Origin of the sequence: Clostridium sp. AM22-11AC (genome assembly GCF_003473545.1) — a bacterium.
GTDB lineage: Bacteria > Bacillota > Clostridia > Lachnospirales > Lachnospiraceae > Enterocloster.
Genome location: NZ_QUCM01000008.1, coordinates 39,307 through 57,075, shown reverse-complemented (window position 1 = coordinate 57,075; position 17,769 = coordinate 39,307). Strand labels below are relative to the sequence as shown.

General features: G+C 46.7%; 24 protein-coding genes and 1 pseudogene. 23 read left to right on the top strand and 2 right to left on the bottom strand.

Annotated elements, in window-relative coordinates:
* The first annotated feature begins 14 nt into the window (after positions 1-14).
* The 12 genes and pseudogenes from DW251_RS09690 to DW251_RS09620 all read left to right on the top strand — a co-directional run bounded on the left by DW251_RS09690 (position 15) and on the right by DW251_RS09620 (position 8,662).
* A complete protein-coding gene (locus DW251_RS09690; protein ID WP_243034911.1) occupies positions 15-1,832 on the top strand; it encodes a VirD4-like conjugal transfer protein, CD1115 family in 1,818 nt (605 codons plus the stop codon).
* Between the two features lie 134 nt (positions 1,833-1,966).
* Positions 1,967-2,095, top strand: a pseudogene (locus tag DW251_RS09685) (Maff2 family protein); the annotation flags it as partial.
* A 189-nt stretch (positions 2,096-2,284) separates the two neighbouring features.
* Positions 2,285-2,608, top strand: a complete 324-nt coding sequence (locus DW251_RS09680) for a PadR family transcriptional regulator (RefSeq protein ID WP_055247170.1) — start codon at positions 2,285-2,287, stop codon at positions 2,606-2,608.
* Entirely contained in the window at positions 2,605-3,189 is a 585-nt protein-coding gene (locus tag DW251_RS09675; protein ID WP_118300897.1) for a DUF2812 domain-containing protein, read from the top strand. The genes DW251_RS09680 and DW251_RS09675 overlap by 4 nt, the downstream gene beginning before the upstream one ends.
* Before the next feature lie 157 nt (positions 3,190-3,346).
* Positions 3,347-3,790, top strand: coding sequence for a sigma-70 family RNA polymerase sigma factor (locus DW251_RS09670; protein WP_007054578.1), 444 nt, complete (start codon positions 3,347-3,349; stop codon positions 3,788-3,790).
* A complete protein-coding gene (locus DW251_RS09665; protein WP_118300895.1) occupies positions 3,783-3,983 on the top strand; it encodes a helix-turn-helix domain-containing protein in 201 nt (66 codons plus the stop codon). The genes DW251_RS09670 and DW251_RS09665 overlap by 8 nt, the downstream gene beginning before the upstream one ends.
* 542 nt (positions 3,984-4,525) lie before the next feature.
* Positions 4,526-4,924: a plasmid mobilization relaxosome protein MobC gene (mobC, locus tag DW251_RS09650; RefSeq protein WP_118300937.1), complete on the top strand. Its 399-nt coding sequence runs from the start codon at positions 4,526-4,528 to the stop codon at positions 4,922-4,924.
* Positions 4,896-6,512: a relaxase/mobilization nuclease domain-containing protein gene (locus DW251_RS09645; protein WP_118300891.1), complete on the top strand. Its 1,617-nt coding sequence runs from the start codon at positions 4,896-4,898 to the stop codon at positions 6,510-6,512. The genes mobC and DW251_RS09645 overlap by 29 nt, the downstream gene beginning before the upstream one ends.
* 185 nt (positions 6,513-6,697) lie before the next feature.
* Positions 6,698-6,892 carry a hypothetical protein gene (locus DW251_RS18300; RefSeq protein ID WP_081731938.1) on the top strand — a complete coding sequence of 65 codons (195 nt, stop codon included), beginning with the start codon at positions 6,698-6,700 and terminating at the stop codon, positions 6,890-6,892.
* Complete coding sequence (locus tag DW251_RS09630) at positions 6,882-7,625, top strand: phage replisome organizer N-terminal domain-containing protein (RefSeq protein WP_024738893.1); 744 nt, start codon at positions 6,882-6,884, stop codon at positions 7,623-7,625. Before DW251_RS18300 ends, DW251_RS09630 begins: the two co-directional genes overlap by 11 nt.
* Positions 7,622-8,461, top strand: a complete 840-nt coding sequence (locus DW251_RS09625) for an ATP-binding protein (protein WP_118300890.1) — start codon at positions 7,622-7,624, stop codon at positions 8,459-8,461. Before DW251_RS09630 ends, DW251_RS09625 begins: the two co-directional genes overlap by 4 nt.
* Before the next feature lie 12 nt (positions 8,462-8,473).
* Positions 8,474-8,662 carry a transposon-encoded TnpW family protein gene (locus DW251_RS09620; protein ID WP_024738895.1) on the top strand — a complete coding sequence of 63 codons (189 nt, stop codon included), beginning with the start codon at positions 8,474-8,476 and terminating at the stop codon, positions 8,660-8,662.
* 50 nt (positions 8,663-8,712) lie between these two features.
* Here the strand turns inward: DW251_RS09620 and DW251_RS09615 are convergent, their stop codons facing one another.
* Positions 8,713-9,333, bottom strand: a complete 621-nt coding sequence (locus tag DW251_RS09615) for an alpha/beta fold hydrolase (protein ID WP_118300888.1) — start codon at positions 9,331-9,333, stop codon at positions 8,713-8,715.
* A 212-nt stretch (positions 9,334-9,545) separates the two neighbouring features.
* On the opposite strand from DW251_RS09615, the gene DW251_RS09610 reads away from it, so the two are divergent.
* The 5 genes from DW251_RS09610 to DW251_RS09590 all read left to right on the top strand — a co-directional run bounded on the left by DW251_RS09610 (position 9,546) and on the right by DW251_RS09590 (position 12,988).
* Positions 9,546-11,156: a recombinase family protein gene (locus tag DW251_RS09610; RefSeq protein ID WP_118300887.1), complete on the top strand. Its 1,611-nt coding sequence runs from the start codon at positions 9,546-9,548 to the stop codon at positions 11,154-11,156.
* A gap of 281 nt (positions 11,157-11,437) precedes the next feature.
* The gene (locus DW251_RS09605; RefSeq protein WP_009274451.1) at positions 11,438-11,710 is read left to right on the top strand and encodes a helix-turn-helix domain-containing protein; all 273 of its coding nucleotides are present in this window, start codon (positions 11,438-11,440) and stop codon (positions 11,708-11,710) included.
* Complete coding sequence (locus DW251_RS09600; RefSeq protein WP_117685620.1) at positions 11,670-12,047, top strand: TnpV protein; 378 nt, start codon at positions 11,670-11,672, stop codon at positions 12,045-12,047. The genes DW251_RS09605 and DW251_RS09600 overlap by 41 nt, the downstream gene beginning before the upstream one ends.
* Before the next feature lie 50 nt (positions 12,048-12,097).
* Entirely contained in the window at positions 12,098-12,502 is a 405-nt protein-coding gene (locus DW251_RS09595) for an SRPBCC family protein (RefSeq protein WP_118300885.1), read from the top strand.
* 21 nt (positions 12,503-12,523) lie between these two features.
* Positions 12,524-12,988, top strand: coding sequence for a hypothetical protein (locus tag DW251_RS09590; protein ID WP_117685618.1), 465 nt, complete (start codon positions 12,524-12,526; stop codon positions 12,986-12,988).
* A 111-nt stretch (positions 12,989-13,099) separates the two neighbouring features.
* On the opposite strand, the gene DW251_RS09585 is transcribed toward DW251_RS09590, so the two are convergent.
* Positions 13,100-13,906, bottom strand: a complete 807-nt coding sequence (locus DW251_RS09585) for a helix-turn-helix domain-containing protein (protein WP_117685617.1) — start codon at positions 13,904-13,906, stop codon at positions 13,100-13,102.
* Between the two features lie 483 nt (positions 13,907-14,389).
* Between DW251_RS09585 and DW251_RS09575 the strand changes: the two genes are divergently transcribed.
* The 6 genes from DW251_RS09575 to DW251_RS09550 all read left to right on the top strand — a co-directional run.
* Positions 14,390-14,578, top strand: a complete 189-nt coding sequence (locus DW251_RS09575; protein ID WP_002304353.1) for a hypothetical protein — start codon at positions 14,390-14,392, stop codon at positions 14,576-14,578.
* Complete coding sequence (locus DW251_RS09570) at positions 14,575-14,916, top strand: DeoR family transcriptional regulator (protein ID WP_117685616.1); 342 nt, start codon at positions 14,575-14,577, stop codon at positions 14,914-14,916. The genes DW251_RS09575 and DW251_RS09570 overlap by 4 nt, the downstream gene beginning before the upstream one ends.
* Positions 14,909-15,205 (top strand): DUF3847 domain-containing protein, encoded by a 297-nt coding sequence (locus tag DW251_RS09565; protein ID WP_118300883.1) that lies wholly within the window; start codon positions 14,909-14,911, stop codon positions 15,203-15,205. Before DW251_RS09570 ends, DW251_RS09565 begins: the two co-directional genes overlap by 8 nt.
* 376 nt (positions 15,206-15,581) lie before the next feature.
* Positions 15,582-15,803 (top strand): DUF4318 domain-containing protein, encoded by a 222-nt coding sequence (locus tag DW251_RS09560; RefSeq protein WP_006876003.1) that lies wholly within the window; start codon positions 15,582-15,584, stop codon positions 15,801-15,803.
* A gap of 184 nt (positions 15,804-15,987) precedes the next feature.
* Positions 15,988-17,568 carry a MobQ family relaxase gene (gene mobQ, locus DW251_RS09555; RefSeq protein ID WP_118300881.1) on the top strand — a complete coding sequence of 527 codons (1,581 nt, stop codon included), beginning with the start codon at positions 15,988-15,990 and terminating at the stop codon, positions 17,566-17,568.
* A 65-nt stretch (positions 17,569-17,633) separates the two neighbouring features.
* The coding region (locus DW251_RS09550) for a CHC2 zinc finger domain-containing protein (RefSeq protein ID WP_243034914.1) at positions 17,634-17,769 on the top strand (136 nt) is incomplete at its 3' end.

Below are 17,769 nucleotides of genomic sequence, written 5' to 3'. Positions count from 1 at the left end.
TCATTGACGGGATTGTGAAAGATTTGCAGTCAATTCCGAAAAATCTCAAAGAAAAAACAAAAGGGGTAAATAAAAAGCAGCTTGCCCTGAAATGCGCTCCCTATGTGATCTTCGGGTATGTTCTGAATAAGGTTTCATGGCTGTATGGACAGCAGGCAGGTGATAACACCTTACAGAAGGTGTTGGACACGATCAATGGGATGGGAGGTGCGTTTGTAAACCCGTTTCCCAGTTTTATGCCAAGGGATTTACTGGTTGGCGTGGGATGCGGGATAGGATTTCGTATGGTAGTATATTATAAAGCGAAAAATGCAAAGAAATTCCGGCAGGGAGTAGAATACGGTTCGGCAAGGTGGGGAACTGCCAAAGACATAGAGCCTTATGTCGATCCGGTATTTGAAAACAACGTGCTTTTAACGGCAACGGAGCGTCTTATGATGTCCGGCAGACCAAAGCAGCCGAAGTATGCGAGAAATAAAAACATACTTGTAATCGGTGGTTCCGGTTCCGGAAAGACCAGATTTTTTGTAAAGCCGAACCTCATGCAGATGCACAGTTCCTACGTTGTGACTGATCCCAAAGGCACAGTCCTCGTGGAATGTGGCAAAATGTTGTCCAAGAATGATTACCGGATCAAGGTGCTGAATACCATTAACTTTGCAAAATCAATGCATTATAATCCTTTCGCTTACATCCGGAGCGAAAAGGACATTCTGAAACTCGTAAACACAATCATTGTAAATACCAAAGGGGAAGGACAGCAAGCCTCTGAGGATTTCTGGGTGAAAGCCGAAAAGCTCTATTACACGGCACTGATCGCATATATCTGGTACGAAGCACCGGAGGAAGAACAGAATTTTTCCATGCTGATTGATCTGGTGGATGCCAGCGAAGCTAGGGAGGATGATGAAAATTTCAAAAATGCGGTTGACCTGCTGTTTGAGGAGCTGGAGCAGAAGAACCCAAACCATTTTGCGGTAAGGCAGTATAAGAAGTATAAACTTGCCGCAGGAAAGACAGCAAAATCTATTCTGATTAGCTGTGGTGCAAGGTTGGCACCATTTGACATCAAGGAGCTGCGTGACCTGACTGCTTATGATGAACTGGAGCTTGATACATTGGGGGAGAAAAAGACAGCACTGTTTGTCATTATCTCCGATACCGATGCGACATTCAATTTCATTGTAAGTATCATGTATTCGCAGTTATTCAATCTGCTTTGTGACAAGGCAGATGATGTATATAACGGAAGACTGCCGATTCACGTCCGGTGCTTACTGGACGAGTTTGCAAACATCGGGCAGATTCCACAGTTTGAGAAGCTGATTGCTACCATTCGTAGCCGGGAAATATCAGCTTCTATTATTTTGCAGTCAAAGTCACAGCTCAAGGCTCTGTACCGGGACAACGCTTCCACGATTGAAGGAAACTGCGACACTACCCTGTTTCTGGGAGGAAAAGAGAAAGATACTCTGAAAGATCTGGCAGAAATCCTTGGAAAAGAAACGATTGACCTTTATAATACCTCGGATACGAGAGGTACGAGCCAGTCCTACGGTCTGAATTATCAAAAGACCGGAAAGGAGTTAATGAGTCAGGACGAGATTGCGGTCATGGATGGCAGCAAGTGTATCATGCAGCTTAGAGGTGTAAGACCATTTTTCTCAGATAAATTTGATATAACGAAGCATAAGCAGTACCCGCTGTTATCCGATTATGACAAAAAGAATGAATTTGACATTGAAAAATACGTGAAGAACCGCAACAGACTTCGTTTTAAGAGGAATGATGTGGTGGATGAGGTATGCGATGTCGGAGAAATCACAGCTTAACTTCTGGTCACAGCGTCCAGAAGTGACTTTACAACTAAATATTGGAACTATTGTTATGGGAGTTTTTCTGAAAAATCACAAATCAGAACAGCTCCCTTTTTTCATTTAATTTTCAAGCAAAAGGAGACGATCAAATGGGCTTTTTTACAACATCAGTAACAGGACTTAAAACAGTAGTAACCGCAATCGGCGCAGGTGTAGGTGTGTGGGGAGTAATCAATCTTCTCGAAGGATATGGAAATGATAATCCAGGTGCAAATGCTCATGTGCGGTAAAGAAGCTAAACCAAGACAAAGGCAGCCAAGGCTACCGCTATACCGTATAAGAATGGAGCAGTAACACCAAGATGTTGCTGCTTCATTTTCATATTTCCAAATTTCTTTGAACGCTGTTGACTTCTATTACGGTTAGTGATATATTTATTACAGTAACCGTAACAAGGAGGATAAACAATGCGTGATAATATGAAAGGTGGTGCGCTTACAGAAGTGACATTTTACATTTTACTTTCTCTCTATGCTCCAAAACATGGATATGCTGTCATGCAATTTATCGAAGAAAAAACAGGTGGGCGGCTTTCATTGGGAGCAGGCACTTTGTATGGTGCGCTAAACTCTTTGCAGGAAAAGAAATGGATTAAGCCTTGCGGAGATTGTGAAGGTAGAAAAAAAGAATACATCATTACCTCACTGGGAAAAGAAGTTGCGAAAAAAGAACTTGTAAGGCTTAATGAACTTGTAGAGGTTGCAAGTGGAATTATTGGAGGTACAGTATGAGAAAAAAATGTTATCATTTTTTTGGTGGTCTGTTGAATGCACAGGCGAATTGGCTGAATAAAATGTCGGAGAAGGGCTATCGTCTTATTCGAGCGGGGAAAATGTTATATGAGTTTGAAGAATGTAAACCTAATGAAGTAAAATACTGTGTAGAATTTATCGGAGAAAAATCGAAAGAGAATGCAAAAGACTATTCCCTCTTTTTGGAAGATATGGGCTATAAGGTATTTTTCAAAAATATCAATCTTAACTATTCTGTCGGTAAGGTGCGTTGGCGTCCATGGGCTGAAAAAGGCGGACGCATTGCGACCAACACTACAACCTTCAACCGTGAATTGTTGATTGTAGAAAAAGAGAATGATGGAAAGCCGTTTGAACTTCATACTTCCTATGAGGACAAGGAAAACTATTACAGAAATCTGCGTAATCCATGGTTGTTGATACTGCTTATGTTTGCAATATTTGCAGTTATAAATCATTCGATTGTTTTTGGTGTGCTTGCTTTGATTTCTCTGATTCCCGTTCTTATATATCAAATACAAATCATGCACAACAGACAAGAAGCAAAAACACAAGAATGATAATATAAATAGCAAATCCAGCCGAGCCAGTCAACGGCAAGTAAATGGGCTGCACCCACCGTTGACAGCCCCGCCTGTCCTTGCCGGTGGGTAATCAAGGGGCGACAGCAGAAAATGCTGCCGCCCTTTCCCATAATTGAAGAAAGGGGGATTTTCCATGACCGAACAGGAAGCCTATCAAGAACATATCCGCTATACCCATGATACCTATTGCCGGATTGTTATTCGCCATGCGTCCTTTGACGCTGCCCGTATGCTGGCGGCGAGGTGGAGACGGGAAATCTCTCTTGAATATTTGACCGAAGAAAAGTTTGTCCCACTAAGCACCACAGACGAGTATTTTCAAGTGCCGGACTATGGCGAAACTTATCTGTTTTCTGTCCGGGGGCAGACGATATTTTTAGATAGCTGTTCCCTTGCGGCGGCTCTTGCCGGGCTGCCGGAACAGACACAAGAGGAAATCTTTTTATATTACTTCCAGCACTTGACACAGAAAGAAATCGGAGAACAAAGCGGCTGGACACGCAGCACAATCGGGCGGCATATTCAGCTTGCCTTGAAGCGGCTGAAAGAGGAAATGGAGGTGTTGTCCCATGAGTAACCGACTTCTCCCCTATGACACTATCATAAAGGCACATGAGGGCGACCCCATAGCGATACAAGCCGTCCTTGACCGATACGCTGGATATATCCGCTACTTCTCCAACATGAACGGTTATTATAACTCTGATATGGAGGACTACATCAGAACAAAGCTGATTGAAAGCCTGTTCAAGTTTCGGCTTGACCGATAACATAAAAACTGAATATCCCGCCGCCCCGCAGCGGCACATGAAGCAGTAAATCCGAAAAAGATTTGCTGCTTTTTTTGCGCCCATTTTTGGCAAATTTCCAAATGTTCCGTATTAGACAGTGAAGCCAAAAAAGATTGCCGTTTTTTTCAGACGGCGAGCAAAACACAGTTTCCAAAACGCCTTATTGTCGGGAAAGACCACGCCGCAGGAAAAGTTCTTGCCGGAAAGTCCGTCATTTTTGCTTTTTGCGGTGTTGTAGGGAGTAAGGGGAGAACGCCGCCCGCAGCCTTTTATAAAAAAGCTGGTTATAGATTTCCCGAAAAAGTGGCAGTAGCAAGTGAACGGCAGTCCGGCAGTTTCTTAGAGCAAGATTCTACCGAGGTGCCAAAATTCGCTTATCGCTCATTTTGCCCCTGCGGGAATCTTGTTGGGGAGTGCCTTCCCCAAACCCTGCTATGCGGCTTGTGCCGCTTGAAAATCCCACCAAAAAATACTTAAAAAATCGCCCACAAAACGGCGGTAAGTGAAAGGAGTTGATACCCATAGGAAAGCGATACAATACGCCCCACCGAAGCCATGTAGTCAAGACACGCATGACCGAAGAAGAATATGCCGACTTCACAGAACGGCTAAAGAATTATGACATGAGCCAAGCCGAGTTTATCCGACAAGCCATTACAAGGGCGACCATTCGCCCCATTGTTACCGTTTCCCCGGTCAATGATGAACTGCTGTCCGCTGTTGGAAAGTTGATAGCCGAATACGGAAAAATCGGCGGCAACCTTAATCAGATCGCCCGTGCCCTCAACGAATACGGAACGCCCTACAATACGCTGTCCGTTGAAGTGCGAGCCGCCATTTCCGACCTTGCCGCCTTGAAGTTTGAAGTCTTGCGAAAGGTAGGTGACGCTGTTGGCAACATTCAAGCATATCAGCTCTAAAAATGCGGACTACGGTGCAGCCGAGCAGTATCTAACCTTTGAGCATGACGAGTTTACCATGAAGCCCACCCTTGACGAAGCCGGGCGGCTCATTCTCCGGGAGGATTACCGAATAGCCACGCTGAACTGCGGCGAGGAAGATTTTGCCGTTGCCTGTATGCGGGCAAATCTCCGATACGGCAAGAACCAAAAACGGGAAGATGTGAAAAGCCACCACTATATCATTTCCTTTGACCCACGGGACGCAGCGGACAACGGCTTGACCGTAGACCGGGCGCAAGCATTGGGCGAGGAATTTTGTGCCGAGCATTTCCCAGGACACCAAGCCATTGTCTGTACCCACCCGGACGGACACAACCACAGCGGCAATATCCATGTTCACATTGTTATCAATTCTCTGCGTATCGAGGAAGTACCCTTACTGCCCTACATGGACAGACCGGCAGATACCCGTGCCGGGTGCAAGCACCGCTGTACGGACGCTGCTATGGAATACTTCAAAGCCGAGGTCATGGAGATGTGCCACCGGGAAAATCTCTATCAAATCGACCTTTTGCATGGCAGCAAAAACCGCATTACCGAGCGTGAGTATTGGGCGCAGCGGAAAGGGCAGGCAAAGCTGGACAAGGAAGCTGCCGCCTTGCCAGCCGAGGAGCAGCCAGCCAAGCCCACGAAGTTTGAAACAGACAAGGAAAAATTGCGGCAGGCCATACGCACCGCGCTGTCCTCTGCCGCAAGCTATGGCGAGTTCGCCGCCGTTCTCTTGCAACAGGGCGTGACTGTCAAGGAGAGCCGAGGGCGGCTATCCTACCTCACGCCGGACAGGACAAAGCCCATTACCGCCCGCAAGCTGGGAGATGATTTTGACCGCGCTGCCGTTCTTACTCTTTTGGAGCAGAACGCCCACAGAGCCGCCGAAAAGACCGTACCCATACCCGAATACCATACCGCTGAAACAAACCGCACAGAGCGAGGAAAAACGCAGAAAATCGCCCCGACAGGCAACATTCAGAGAATGGTTGACCGTGCGGCGAAGCGAGCCGAGGGAAAAGGTATCGGCTATGACCGTTGGGCGGCTGTCCACAATCTCAAACAGATGGCGGCTACCGTTGCCGCTATGGAGCAATACGGCTTTACCCCGGATGAACTGGACGCAGCCCTTGTGTCTGCCAATGCGGATTTACACAGCAGCACCGCCAAGCTGAAGCCCATTGAAACGGCTATCCGTGAGAAAAAGGACTTGCAGAAACAGGTGCTTGCCTATGCCAAGACAAGAGATGTGCGTGACGGCTTGAAAAAGCAGAAAACCGATAAGGCACGCAAAGCCTACCGTGAAAAGCATGAAAGCGACTTTATCATAGCAGACGCAGCCGTAAGATATTTTCGGCAAAAAGACATTATCAAGCTGCCCACCTATAAATCGTTGCAGGCTGAAATCGAGCAGCTTACCGCCGAGAAGAACGCCCTTTACAACGAGTACCGGGCAAATAAAGAGCGTGTCCGGGAGTTGCAGACCATGAAAAGCAATCTTTCCCAAATGCACCACGGCGAACCGAGCAGACAGAAAAAGCATGAACAGGAGCGTTAAAAACCGCCCCGAAATGATACCGAAACCAAACAAAAACAGGGATATACCCTTACCCCTATCCGCAATACTCCCCGACCTCAAAACAGGGCGTACAGGGCAAAAAATCCCCGAAAATGATACCGAGAAGATACAGTTTTCCCGCCCTATCCGTGATACCCACGGAAACGGCAGAAAGGAGCGTACCAATGCCACGCATGAGCAACAAACGGCGGATTGAATGGAGCTTTTTCCTCAACCACCGAAACCGAATTACCTATAACGACCTTTGCCGGGGTTGCACCCACGATTGCAAGCAGAGTTTCCGAGCCGTGATTATCCTCTGCCACCGGTATTACTCCAAGCGTTGGAAACCAAAGGAGGACACCGCCTATGGCAGATAACCGCAAATATTACTACCTCAAACTGAAAGAAAGCTATTTTGATGATGACGCTATCGTGCTGTTGGAGAGTATGCCGGACGGTATTCTCTATTCCAACATTCTCTTGAAGCTGTACTTAAAATCGCTGAAAAACGGCGGCAAGTTGCAGCTTGACGAGAATATCCCTTACACAGCACAGATGATCGCCACTCTTACCCGTCAGCAGGTAGGCACGGTGGAACGGGCGTTAGGGATTTTTCAGCAGTTGGGGCTTGTGGAGCAGCTACACGGCGGCTTGCTCTACATGACCGATATTGAACTGATGATAGGGCAATCCTCTACCGAAGCGGAACGAAAACGGGCGGCAAGGCTTGCAAACAAGGCTTTGCCACCACCCCGGACAAACGGCGGACATTTGTCCGACATTCGTCCGCCAGAGATAGAGATAAAGAAAGAGATAGATATAGAGATAGAAAAAGAGAGAGAGTTAGAAACGGGACAAGCCCCCGCCCGCAGCTATGGCAGATACAACAATGTTTTTCTTTCCGATACGGAACTGGACGAGCTGAAAGCGGAACTGCCCGACAAATGGGAGTATTATATTGACCGCTTATCTACTCATATAGCGTCCAAAGGAACGAAATACCGCAGTCATGCAGCCACGATATACAAGTGGGCGCAGGAGGACGAAGCCAAGAAACCGCCGAAAAAAGGCATACCCGATTACACCTTTAAGGAGGGCGAGAGTTTATGACTGAACTTTTTACCGATACCGTTTTGAATATGATGACTACTACCGCAGAGCCGGAGGACTACACGGGCGAGGACGGTCTGCTTTACTGCAGCAAATGCCGCACGGCGAAAGAAGCCTACTTTCCCAAAGAAACCGCCGCATGGTTGGGGCATGACAAGCACCCGACAGAATGTGACTGCCAACGGGAGAAGCGTTTGGAATGTGAATCCGCCGAGGAACGCAGACGACACCTTAACACCGTTATGGAACTGAAACGCCGGGGCTTTACCGACCTCACCATGCAGGAATGGACTTTTGCACATGACAACGGCAAATGCCCGCAGATGAGCAAGGCACATTTATATGTGGAGCATTGGGAGCAGATGAGAGAAAACAACTATGGTCTGCTCTTGTGGGGCAAGGTAGGCACAGGAAAAAGCTATTTTGCCGGGTGCATTGCCAATGCCCTTATGGAACAGGAAATCTCCGTCCGCATGACAAACTTTTCTGCGATACTGAATGATTTAACTGCCAGCTTTGAGGGGCGAAACGAATATATCGAGCGTCTTTGCCGTTTCCCTCTGCTGATACTTGATGATTTTGGTATGGAGCGTGGCACAGAGTACGGTTTGGAACAGGTCTACAATGTAATTGACAGCCGATACCGCAGCCGAAAGCCGCTGATTGTCACCACCAATCTAAGCCTTACGGAACTGCAGAATCCACAGGACACCGCCCACGCCCGTATCCATGACCGAGTGCTTGAAATGTGTCTGCCTATCCTCTTTACAGGCAAGAACTTCCGAAAGGAAACGGCACAAGCCAAGCTCAATGGACTAAAAGAACTGTTGAAGTGAAAGGAGTTGCCTATGACAGAAAACAAACAGAATAACAATGACCGCACCGACCGCCGCCCGGACTGCGTGACGGAGATCCGCATGGGTAACACCGTGCTTGTTGTGTCCGGCTTTTTCAAGAAAGATACCACAGCCACCGCAGCCGACAAGATGATGAAAGTGCTGGAAGCGGAAACTGCTACACAAAAAACGGTGATTTAACATGATACTGAAAAGCGGTCACGCTTTTGGCGTGACCGCTGGCGGAGAAATTATAGGTTGAAAAATGCGGAGAGTGCTTTCCCCAAATCTTCGGGAGCGTCTATGTTTACTTCATGTCCAGAATTTTTAATCACTAATAATTCGGCTTGTGGTAACTGCGATTGAAGCTGTAAAGAAGCCTGTTTATTTGCTGCATCTTTCTCCCCGCAGATAACCATTACAGGGCTATTGATACACTTCAATTCTTTTTGGAAATCCAAGTTTATCATGGATTTTGACAGATTGATAAAATCCGTTTTACCAAGTCCCATGCTTTCAAATGTTCTTTTAGGCATAAACTGAAAGAGCATATTTTGAAATTGCAAGAGTTTTTTCGGCATTGTATATTGTGTCGCAACCAACGCCAAAGAGTTTATTTTATCTGGATTTTCAATCCCATATTGCAATGCGAGAATACCGCCTAAAGATAGCCCACAGATATTGACCGGTTCTGAAAATTGCTTACAGTATTCGGAGAAAGCAAGATATAAAACTTGATAGCAGACCTCTTTATCTTCAAACCAATCAAAAAGGTTCGGGCATAAAATGTCCGCACTTTTCCCCATAGTGTTAATCGTATTTTTCCAGCTTGATGATGTTTGCCCTAATCCATGAAGTAATATAGTTTTCATTTTCTCTCCTGCAATGTCTGATGTGTATTTACGGTAAAGTATATCACAGAGTTATGAACTTTTCTATCTTTTTTGCAGCGAGAAGCCGCACAGTAAAAAATCGTCATTTTACCGGGCGGTAAAGAAGCAGAAGCCGCTATACAGACAGCCGCCCCATGTGGTATAATCGAAATACGGAATAGTGGGGCTGGCTGTCGGAAACGGAGGATTTTATGTTAAGACAGACCAACCAACAACCAATTACCGCCCTTTACCCAAGACTTTCCCATGAGGACGAGCTGCAAGGCGAGAGCAATTCCATTTCCAACCAGAAGCGTATTCTTGAAACCTATGCAAAGCAGAACGGCTTTTCCAATCTGCGCTGGTACACGGACGACGGTTATTCTGGTGCGAACTTTCAAAGACCCGGTTTTCAAGCCATGCTTGCGGACATTGAAGCCGGAAAAGTCGGGACAGTTATCGTAAAGGATATGTCGAGGTTAGGGCGAAACTACCTGCAAGTGGGAATGTACACGGAAATGGTTTTCCCACAGAAAGGCGTCCGCTTCATCGCTATCAATGACGGAGTGGACAGCGCACAGGGCGACAATGACTTTGCCCCGCTGCGGAATATCTTTAACGAATGGCTGGTGAGAGATACGAGCAAGAAAATCAAAGCAGTAAAACGCTCAAAAGGTATGAGTGGCAAGCCAATCACAAGCAAACCTGTGTATGGCTACCTCATGGACGAGGACGAAAATTTCATTATTGACGATGAAGCTGCACCCGTAGTTAAGCAGATATACAACCTCTGCCTTGCCGGGAACGGTCCGACCAAGATAGCCCGTATGCTCACAGAGCAGCAAATCCCCACGCCGGGAACGCTTGAATACCGCAGGACGGGCAGCACCCGCCGCTACCACCCCGGCTATGAGTGCAAGTGGGCGACCAATACCGTAGTGCATATCCTTGAAAACCGGGAATACACAGGCTGTCTGGTAAATTTCAAGACAGAAAAACTTTCTTACAAAGTCAAGCACAGTGTAGAAAATCCCCCGGAAAAGCAAGTGATTTTCGGGAACCACCACGAGCCTATCATAGACACCCAAACATGGGAACGGGTGCAGGAGCTTCGCAAACAGCGCAAACGCCCAAACCGCTATGATGAAGTGGGTTTGTTCTCCGGCATACTGTTCTGTGCGGACTGCGGCAGCGTGATGTATCAGCAGCGATACCAGACGGACAAGCGCAAGCAGGACTGTTATATCTGCGGCAACTACAAGAAACGCACCCATGACTGTACGGCGCACTTTATCCGCACCGACCTCTTGACCGCTGGTGTACTCTCCAATCTGCGGAAAGTGACCAGCTATGCGGCAAAGCATGAAGCCCGGTTTATGAAGCTCTTGACCCAGCAGAACGAGGACGGGGGCAAGCGCAGGAACGCCGCCAAGAAAAAGGAGCTGGAAGCCACCGAGAAACGCATAGCCGAGTTATCCGCTATCTTCAAGCGACTGTATGAGGACAGCGTGACCGGGCGCATATCAGACGAGCGTTTCACAGAGCTGTCGGCAGACTATGAAGCGGAGCAACGGGAACTGAAAGAAAGAGCCGCTGTTATTCAAGCGGAGCTTTCCAAAGCACAGGAAGCCACCGTGAACGCAGAAAAGTTTATGAATGTTGTCCGGCGGCATACCAGCTTTGAAGAACTTACCCCTACTTTGTTGCGGGAGTTTGTAGAGAAAATCGTTGTGCATGAGTGCAGCTATGACGAGAACAAGACCCGTAGGCAGGACATTGAGATTTATTATTCTTTTGTTGGCAAGGTGGACTTGCCCGAATAACCGCCCGACCTATCCGACACAAGAGCTAAGTGCCGGATAGGAACGGCAAAATTTTTTGCACTTCTATTACTTCTTTATCACACATCAACAAAATCGCAGGGCATCAAGCAGTTCATGGCTAATTAAAGGGAACAAAAAGAAAGGAAAAGCACAATCCAGACGGTATCAGCGGCAGTCCACAAGAATAAATTGTGATTTCACAAGATTGGTGCTATAATAAGAGAAAAGTTCCTGCCGGGGCAGCCGCCCCGGTGGTATGGATAGGAAGGCGGGAAAGCAATATGCACATCAGCTATAAACCACTCTGGCATACACTGTTAGAGCGTGATATGAGAAAAGAAGATTTAAGGCTTGCTGCTGGTATGACAACGAATATGATTGCCAACATGAGCAAAGAGGGAAAGCACATCAGCATGGATACATTAGCCCGTATCTGCGAAACGCTGAATTGTGAGATTACCGATGTGATTGAGTTAGTATCAGACGAGCCTGCTTCCACAGGAGGTAAGGAGCATGAGCGAATTGAAACCAAGAATAACGGAAAACGGAATTGATTATATCCTTGTCGGAGATTACTATATCCCAGATTTGAAGCTGCCGGAGGAACACCGCCCTATCGGAAAGTACGGACGGATGCACCGGGAGTATTTAAGAGAAGTCCACCCAGCCAAATTGAACACCTTGACCTTGACAGGGGAGTTATGGACATACCTTGCAGACCTGAACGAACAGGTACAGGAACGGTTAGACACCATCATGGAGCAGATGAAAGCTGCCGAGGGCGTGACCGAGGAATTGAAGCGTACCTGTCAAATGGAATGGGTGCAGCGTTGCAATAACATTCACAACCGGGCAGAAGAAATTGTTTTGTATGAGATGATTTATTCATAATGGTATGGTAGAATGATTATGACAAAATAGAGTTTGAAGGGGGTATGAAAATGGCAATTTCGAATATAAATGCGATTATCAATGATGATATTCATAAAGTTTGGGATATTGTTTTTGCTGTTGATAAATATAGTGCGTGGCGAAGCGATTTAAGCAAAACAGAAATCATAAATGAGAAGCAGTTTATTGAGTACACGAAAGACGGATATGCAACTACATTTTCTATTACTGCTGTTGAGCCATATAACCGCTGGGAATTTGACATGGAAAATAGCAATATGGCCGGGCATTGGACTGGTATTTTTACAGCTAAGGGAAATGAAACACAAATTGATTTTACAGAAAATGTGACACCTAAAAAGTGGTTTATGAAACCTTTTGTAAAACTCTATTTGAAGAAGCAGCAAACTCAATTTGTTCTGGACTTAAAAAAAACATTGGAACAACAAAGTTGAAGTTGTAAAGGAGAGAATACTATGAATAGAATCAAATATGCAGAACAGTTATATGCTCTTATTTCTATGTGCTTAGGCTGTGCTTTTATCGTTTTTGGTTTGCTTAGTTTTATTGGAATATTACAGCCTACATCAGCGTCAATAGTTCAAAGTCAAAGGCACATTGGGATTGTTTTTTCTGTACTTGGTGTCGCTTTTTTAATTGCACAAGCTATTTTTACAGTTCTCGCTTCAGCAAAGAGGAAATCATATTGCGAGTTGATTTCTAACGGAATTAAAGTTAATGGGATTGTAGAAAAGGTATATATGCAAAAGTTTCTACAATATGGAAAAAAGTCCCCGTACAGAGTTCTTTACAGCTATACATACGGAGGGAAGATTTATCATCACAAAAGCCATCTTTTATGGGATAAGCCGTATATGAAAGAAACAGATTCGATTGCAGTATATATAAATGATTCAGAGAAATCGGCAATCCAATTATAGGGAGTATTTTAGTTGTATCCTCAGTTTGTCACCCTAAATTTTAACTAAATAAGCACAGCATAAACCGCTGCTACATGGAAGCCACCCCAACCATGCAACAGCGGTTTTTTGTTACCGTTTTTTCCTCTGGCTGATAGGCGTTCCCATTTTCTTTGATTTTTGGAGAATCCGAATCAGCCAGCGAAATTCTTCTTCCGATAAATTTTTGTAGTTGATACCAAGCTGCTTGCAGTAAAGTACAACGAGCTTTTCATCCCGGCTGCCCTTGAAATTTTCGACCGCTTCCAGATTTTCTTTCAGTTCATCAGCAACGGTGGTCTGGGGTGCACTCTCGCTGTCCTTTTTGTGAGCTTCCCGAATATCCCGGATAATCAGGTTGAGGTCATCCAGAACCATGTGGCTGAAATATTCATCATCGCTGATATGGGCGGCTTGCAACACTTTCAAATGGGGGTCATCTTCGCCGGGGCGATACCGTTCAATGATTTCATGCCGGACGGTATCGACAAGGGCGTTGAGGTTCTGAATCTGCATGGTGGCAATCCCATCCACATAAATCTCAATGTCCGCAAGAAACTTGATAAAATCTTTATGTGTGGCAAGCTCACAGAGCAGGCGGTTGTTAATCCGACCGCTTTTCAGAAGTGCAACCATCTCATCATTCAAATGCAGCTCTGTTAGTGGCGTGTTAATCTGCTCCCGGTTCTCTGTCCGGCACAGCAGATAATCAACGGAAACCCCATAGAAATCTGCCAGCGTGATAAGGTTGCCATGATTGATTTCCTTATAATCCTCTTTCTCATAACTGCCAAGGGCTGATTTGGAAATACCCGTCAGCTCTGATAATTCTTCCAGATTTAAGCCTTTGTCCTTGCGGAGTTCCCAAAGGCGTTCCTGTATGCTTGTTGCTCCTTTCATGGGCGCACGCTCCTTTCCGGCGGTTGCATTGCTGCCGCTTAACTGGATTATAGCACACTTTCCGCAATCGTGGAAATTTCTGATTTTTACCCCTAATTCCTACTTTGTGGACATACGGCACAGGGCACAAAAATGTTCTATGATACAGGTAGTTCATCGATGGATTATTCCAATCGAATGACCAGCCTGTGTGGGATATGCTTCCCCGGCGATGTAGCGCCATGACTTTTGGCAGGGATATGGAGGAACCCTGACCAAAACGAGCGTACCAACGGGAGCGATACGCCGCTGTGAGATTCAGGGGAGGAACGACACCGGGGAGAACTGGCGGACTGACACCGAAATGATACCGAAACACGACAATCTGATAGGGGGACAGTCTATCCTATCGCTGATACTTCGGGAGATTTTAGGCGGCTCTATGACCGTAATTTTGCCGAAAATCGCCCCGAAACCATACACGAAAACGGGAGGAAGCGCAATATGCCGAGAATGAGCAAAAAGAGGAAGCATGAGCTTTCATTTTACCTCAATGACCGGGGGCGTGTCACTTACAACGAATTATGCCGGAAATGCCAGCATGGGTGCAAGCAGAGCTTCCGGGCGGTTGTGATTGACTGCCCCCGTTATTTATCCAAACGAGCAAAGAAAAAGGAGGAACACACAGAATGAATTTTGAATTTATGACGATAGACACATCATTGCCGCCCTGTATGCCCTTTCCCAGAGCGTTGACAGGATTTCCAGTCAGCAGCACCGCAAAGGTCATGTACTGCCGGATGCTGGACGCTATGCTATCCAAAGGGCAAGAGGACGAGAACGGAATCCTGTTTGTCTGCTTCCCTGTCACAGCCATTGCCGCAGTCCTGTCCCGCAGTCCCATGACGGTCAAGCGTTCTCTGAATGAACTGGAAACCGCCGGACTTATCATGCGGGTGCGTCAGGGCGTTGGAGAACCAAACCGGATTTATGTGCTGATACCGGGAAAGGGGGACGCTGCCCTTGCCTGATACCTCAAAGCTGGAAAAGCTAAACCGGGAGCTGGAGAAAAGCGAAAAGAAACTGCGGAAAGCCATCCATGATGAAAAGGCATTGCAGCACCAGTTAAAGCAGCTTACCCGAAAGGAACGGACGCACCGGCTCTGTACTCGTGGCGGTATGCTGGAAAGTTTTCTACAAGAGCCGGAACGCCTGACAGATGATGATGTCATGCTGTTGTTGAAACTCATTTTTCACAGACAGAACACACAGGAACTGTTGAAAAAACTGCTGGAACGGGAGAAGCCGGAAACCCCTTAGTTTACTAAGGGCGCAATTATACACCACCCAGAGGTCGGTGCATTGCGTTCTCCGAAGGCTCCTCGCCGGAGGGCTGTGATTTTCCGCAGTCATGGTCTGCTCCAAATCAAACAGGGGACGCTACGCTTCCCCTGCGCTGGCTTTCGCCAGCTACCCTTTTGTGGACTTGCCATCTGGGGACACCTTGCATTGCAAGCTGTTCCCAGCCGACAAGTTTTATAAAATATACTATCTTTTCGATAGGCAATGCAGTATAATAAAGACAGCAACAAATTAGAAGTTATAAGTGGACTTTTGCGAAGTTGTATGATACTATTATTTTACAAAGATTTGAAAATTCGTGGATTATTTAACAAATTAGAAGGAGGTATTTTATATGTTTAAAAAGGCTTTTTGGGTTCCTTATGAGGATAGTACCAATTACCCAACTCTTGCAAAAACTATGGAAGCAATTTCAAAATATTGTGAAGAAAATGGCGAGTCTTATACATTTATTAACGATGACGAAGTGGAGATAAATGGAAAAAGATATGAAATATATCGGGGCTACGAAAATGGTAGTAGGGGAAATTACGGTATAAAATGCAAAGAAAAATAATTTCCAGTTTTTCATTCCCTACACATCGGGTCAACTTGCCCCGAACTTTCACAACTAAATACCCGCCGCCTACACAGTGGCACACCAAGCAGGAAATCTGAAAAGATCTCCTGCTTTTTTTCTGCCCAAGGTGGGGTGGCAAAACGCCACCCCATCAGTCAATCACAGGAAGGAGGGACACGAAATGCCCTGTCCACACAACGAAATTTCTATTGTGCAGCGCAGCCAGCGGCAGTCTGCTGTTGCCGCCGCTGCTTACCAGAGCGGCGAAAAGCTGTTCTGTGAATACGACCAGGAAGTGAAGCACTACCCGGAAAAGCGTGGTATCGTCCACAATGAAATCCTGCTCCCGGCAAATGCTCCGCCGGAGTATGCAGACCGCAATACCCTATGGAACGCCGCCGAAGCTGTGGAAAAACAATGGAACTCCCAGCTTGCAAGGAGGTGGGTGCTTACCATTCCCAGAGAGATACCGCCTGACCAGTACGCTGTCCTTGTCCGGGAGTTTTGTGAGCAGCAGTTTGTTTCCAAAGGAATGATTGTTGACTTTGCCATCCATGACACTTATCCGCCGGGACACAATCCCCACGCCCATGTCATGCTCACTATGAGGGCAATGGACGAACATGGAAAATGGCTTCCCAAGAGCCGCAAGGTTTATGACCTTGACGAAAACGGGGAACGGATAAAACTTCCGTCCGGCAGATGGAAAAGCCACAAGGAGGATACGGTGGATTGGAACGACCAGAAGTATTGCGAAATCTGGCGGCATGAATGGGAGGTCATCCAGAACCGCTATCTGGAAGCCAATGACCGCCCAGAGCGTGTGGACTTGCGTTCTTATGCCAGACAGGGGCTTGATATTATCCCTACTGTCCATGAGGGAGCTGCTGTCCGGCAGATGGAAAAGCGGGGTATCCAGACGAACATCGGCAACCTGAACCGGGAAATCAGAGCCGCCAACCGCCTGATGCAGTCCATTCGGCAGCTCATTCAAAACCTCAAAGGCTGGATTACCGAACTGGGAGAAAAACGGAAAGAGCTGCTTGCACAAAAAACGGCGGAGGAAGCGACACTTCTTCCCAATCTGCTGATGAAGTATATGGAGATACGAAAAGAAGAACGGAGGGACTGGACAAGGGCTGGACAGAACCGGGGGACTTCACAGGACTTAAAGGCAGTCAGCGAAGCATTGTCCTATCTCCGGCAAAAGGGACTTTCCACTGTGGAGGACTTAGAAGCGTTTCTGGAATCTTCCGGGAAATCAGCCGCAGATTACCGCAATCAGATGAAGCCAAAGGAAGCCCGAAGCAAAGTGATTGACGGGATTCTTGCCAGCCGGACAGACTGCAAGGAATGTAAGCCTGTCTATGAGAAGTACCAGAAGATATTTTTTAAGAAAACAAAGGAGAAATTCAAACAGGAACACCCGGAGGTTGCCCGGTATGAAAAAGCCGCCGCCTACCTTGCCAAGCACCCAGATGATAAGGACAGTACCCAAAAGGAGCTGCAAGAGGAGCAGGAAACGCTTTTGGAAGAAATCGCAGAGTTGAAAGTACCACTGACCGAGGTACAGGAGGATTTGAAGAAGCTGCGGGACATCCGCTACTGGGTACGGAAAGCCACACCCGGCACAGAGGAAAGTAAAGAGCCGCCTAAGAAGCAGCCCATCAAGGAAGTCTTGCAGGATAAGGCAGACGAGAAAAAGGCTCAAAGAACCGCCCCGGCACAGGCGAAACACAGACAACAGGATATGGAACTTTAACAGGCACTTGCCATTTTCAATCAGAGAATGTCAGGTGCTTTTCTTATTTTCAAGGAGGGATAGATTTGAATGTATTTGAAGCTGTGAAGCAGTCCGTCACAACAAGACAGGCTGCGGAGCATTATGGAATCCATGTAGGTCGGAACGGGATGGCTTGCTGCCCGTTCCATAATGATAAAACCCCAAGCATGAAGCTGGATT

Bases quoted from the DNA above. Each gene is read 5' to 3' on its own strand.
- DW251_RS09620 (WP_024738895.1), top strand. From the start codon at position 8,474: ATGACAGAAAACAAACAGAATAACAATGACCGCACCGACCGCCGCCCG.
- DW251_RS09665 (WP_118300895.1), top strand. From the start codon at position 3,783: ATGAGTAACCGACTTCTCCCCTATGACACTATCATAAAGGCACATGAG.
- DW251_RS09610 (WP_118300887.1), top strand. From the start codon at position 9,546: ATGTTAAGACAGACCAACCAACAACCAATTACCGCCCTTTACCCAAGA.
- DW251_RS09670 (WP_007054578.1), top strand. From the start codon at position 3,347: ATGACCGAACAGGAAGCCTATCAAGAACATATCCGCTATACCCATGAT.
- DW251_RS09575 (WP_002304353.1), top strand. From the start codon at position 14,390: ATGCCGAGAATGAGCAAAAAGAGGAAGCATGAGCTTTCATTTTACCTC.
- DW251_RS09680 (WP_055247170.1), top strand. From the start codon at position 2,285: ATGCGTGATAATATGAAAGGTGGTGCGCTTACAGAAGTGACATTTTAC.
- DW251_RS09675 (WP_118300897.1), top strand. From the start codon at position 2,605: ATGAGAAAAAAATGTTATCATTTTTTTGGTGGTCTGTTGAATGCACAG.
- DW251_RS09570 (WP_117685616.1), top strand. From the start codon at position 14,575: ATGAATTTTGAATTTATGACGATAGACACATCATTGCCGCCCTGTATG.
- DW251_RS09605 (WP_009274451.1), top strand. From the start codon at position 11,438: ATGCACATCAGCTATAAACCACTCTGGCATACACTGTTAGAGCGTGAT.
- DW251_RS09595 (WP_118300885.1), top strand. From the start codon at position 12,098: ATGGCAATTTCGAATATAAATGCGATTATCAATGATGATATTCATAAA.
- DW251_RS09615 (WP_118300888.1), bottom strand. From the start codon at position 9,333: ATGAAAACTATATTACTTCATGGATTAGGGCAAACATCATCAAGCTGG.
- mobQ (WP_118300881.1), top strand. From the start codon at position 15,988: ATGCCCTGTCCACACAACGAAATTTCTATTGTGCAGCGCAGCCAGCGG.
- DW251_RS09625 (WP_118300890.1), top strand. From the start codon at position 7,622: ATGACTGAACTTTTTACCGATACCGTTTTGAATATGATGACTACTACC.
- DW251_RS18300 (WP_081731938.1), top strand. From the start codon at position 6,698: ATGCCACGCATGAGCAACAAACGGCGGATTGAATGGAGCTTTTTCCTC.
- DW251_RS09560 (WP_006876003.1), top strand. From the start codon at position 15,582: ATGTTTAAAAAGGCTTTTTGGGTTCCTTATGAGGATAGTACCAATTAC.
- DW251_RS09600 (WP_117685620.1), top strand. From the start codon at position 11,670: ATGAGCGAATTGAAACCAAGAATAACGGAAAACGGAATTGATTATATC.
- DW251_RS09630 (WP_024738893.1), top strand. From the start codon at position 6,882: ATGGCAGATAACCGCAAATATTACTACCTCAAACTGAAAGAAAGCTAT.
- DW251_RS09585 (WP_117685617.1), bottom strand. From the start codon at position 13,906: ATGAAAGGAGCAACAAGCATACAGGAACGCCTTTGGGAACTCCGCAAG.
- DW251_RS09590 (WP_117685618.1), top strand. From the start codon at position 12,524: ATGAATAGAATCAAATATGCAGAACAGTTATATGCTCTTATTTCTATG.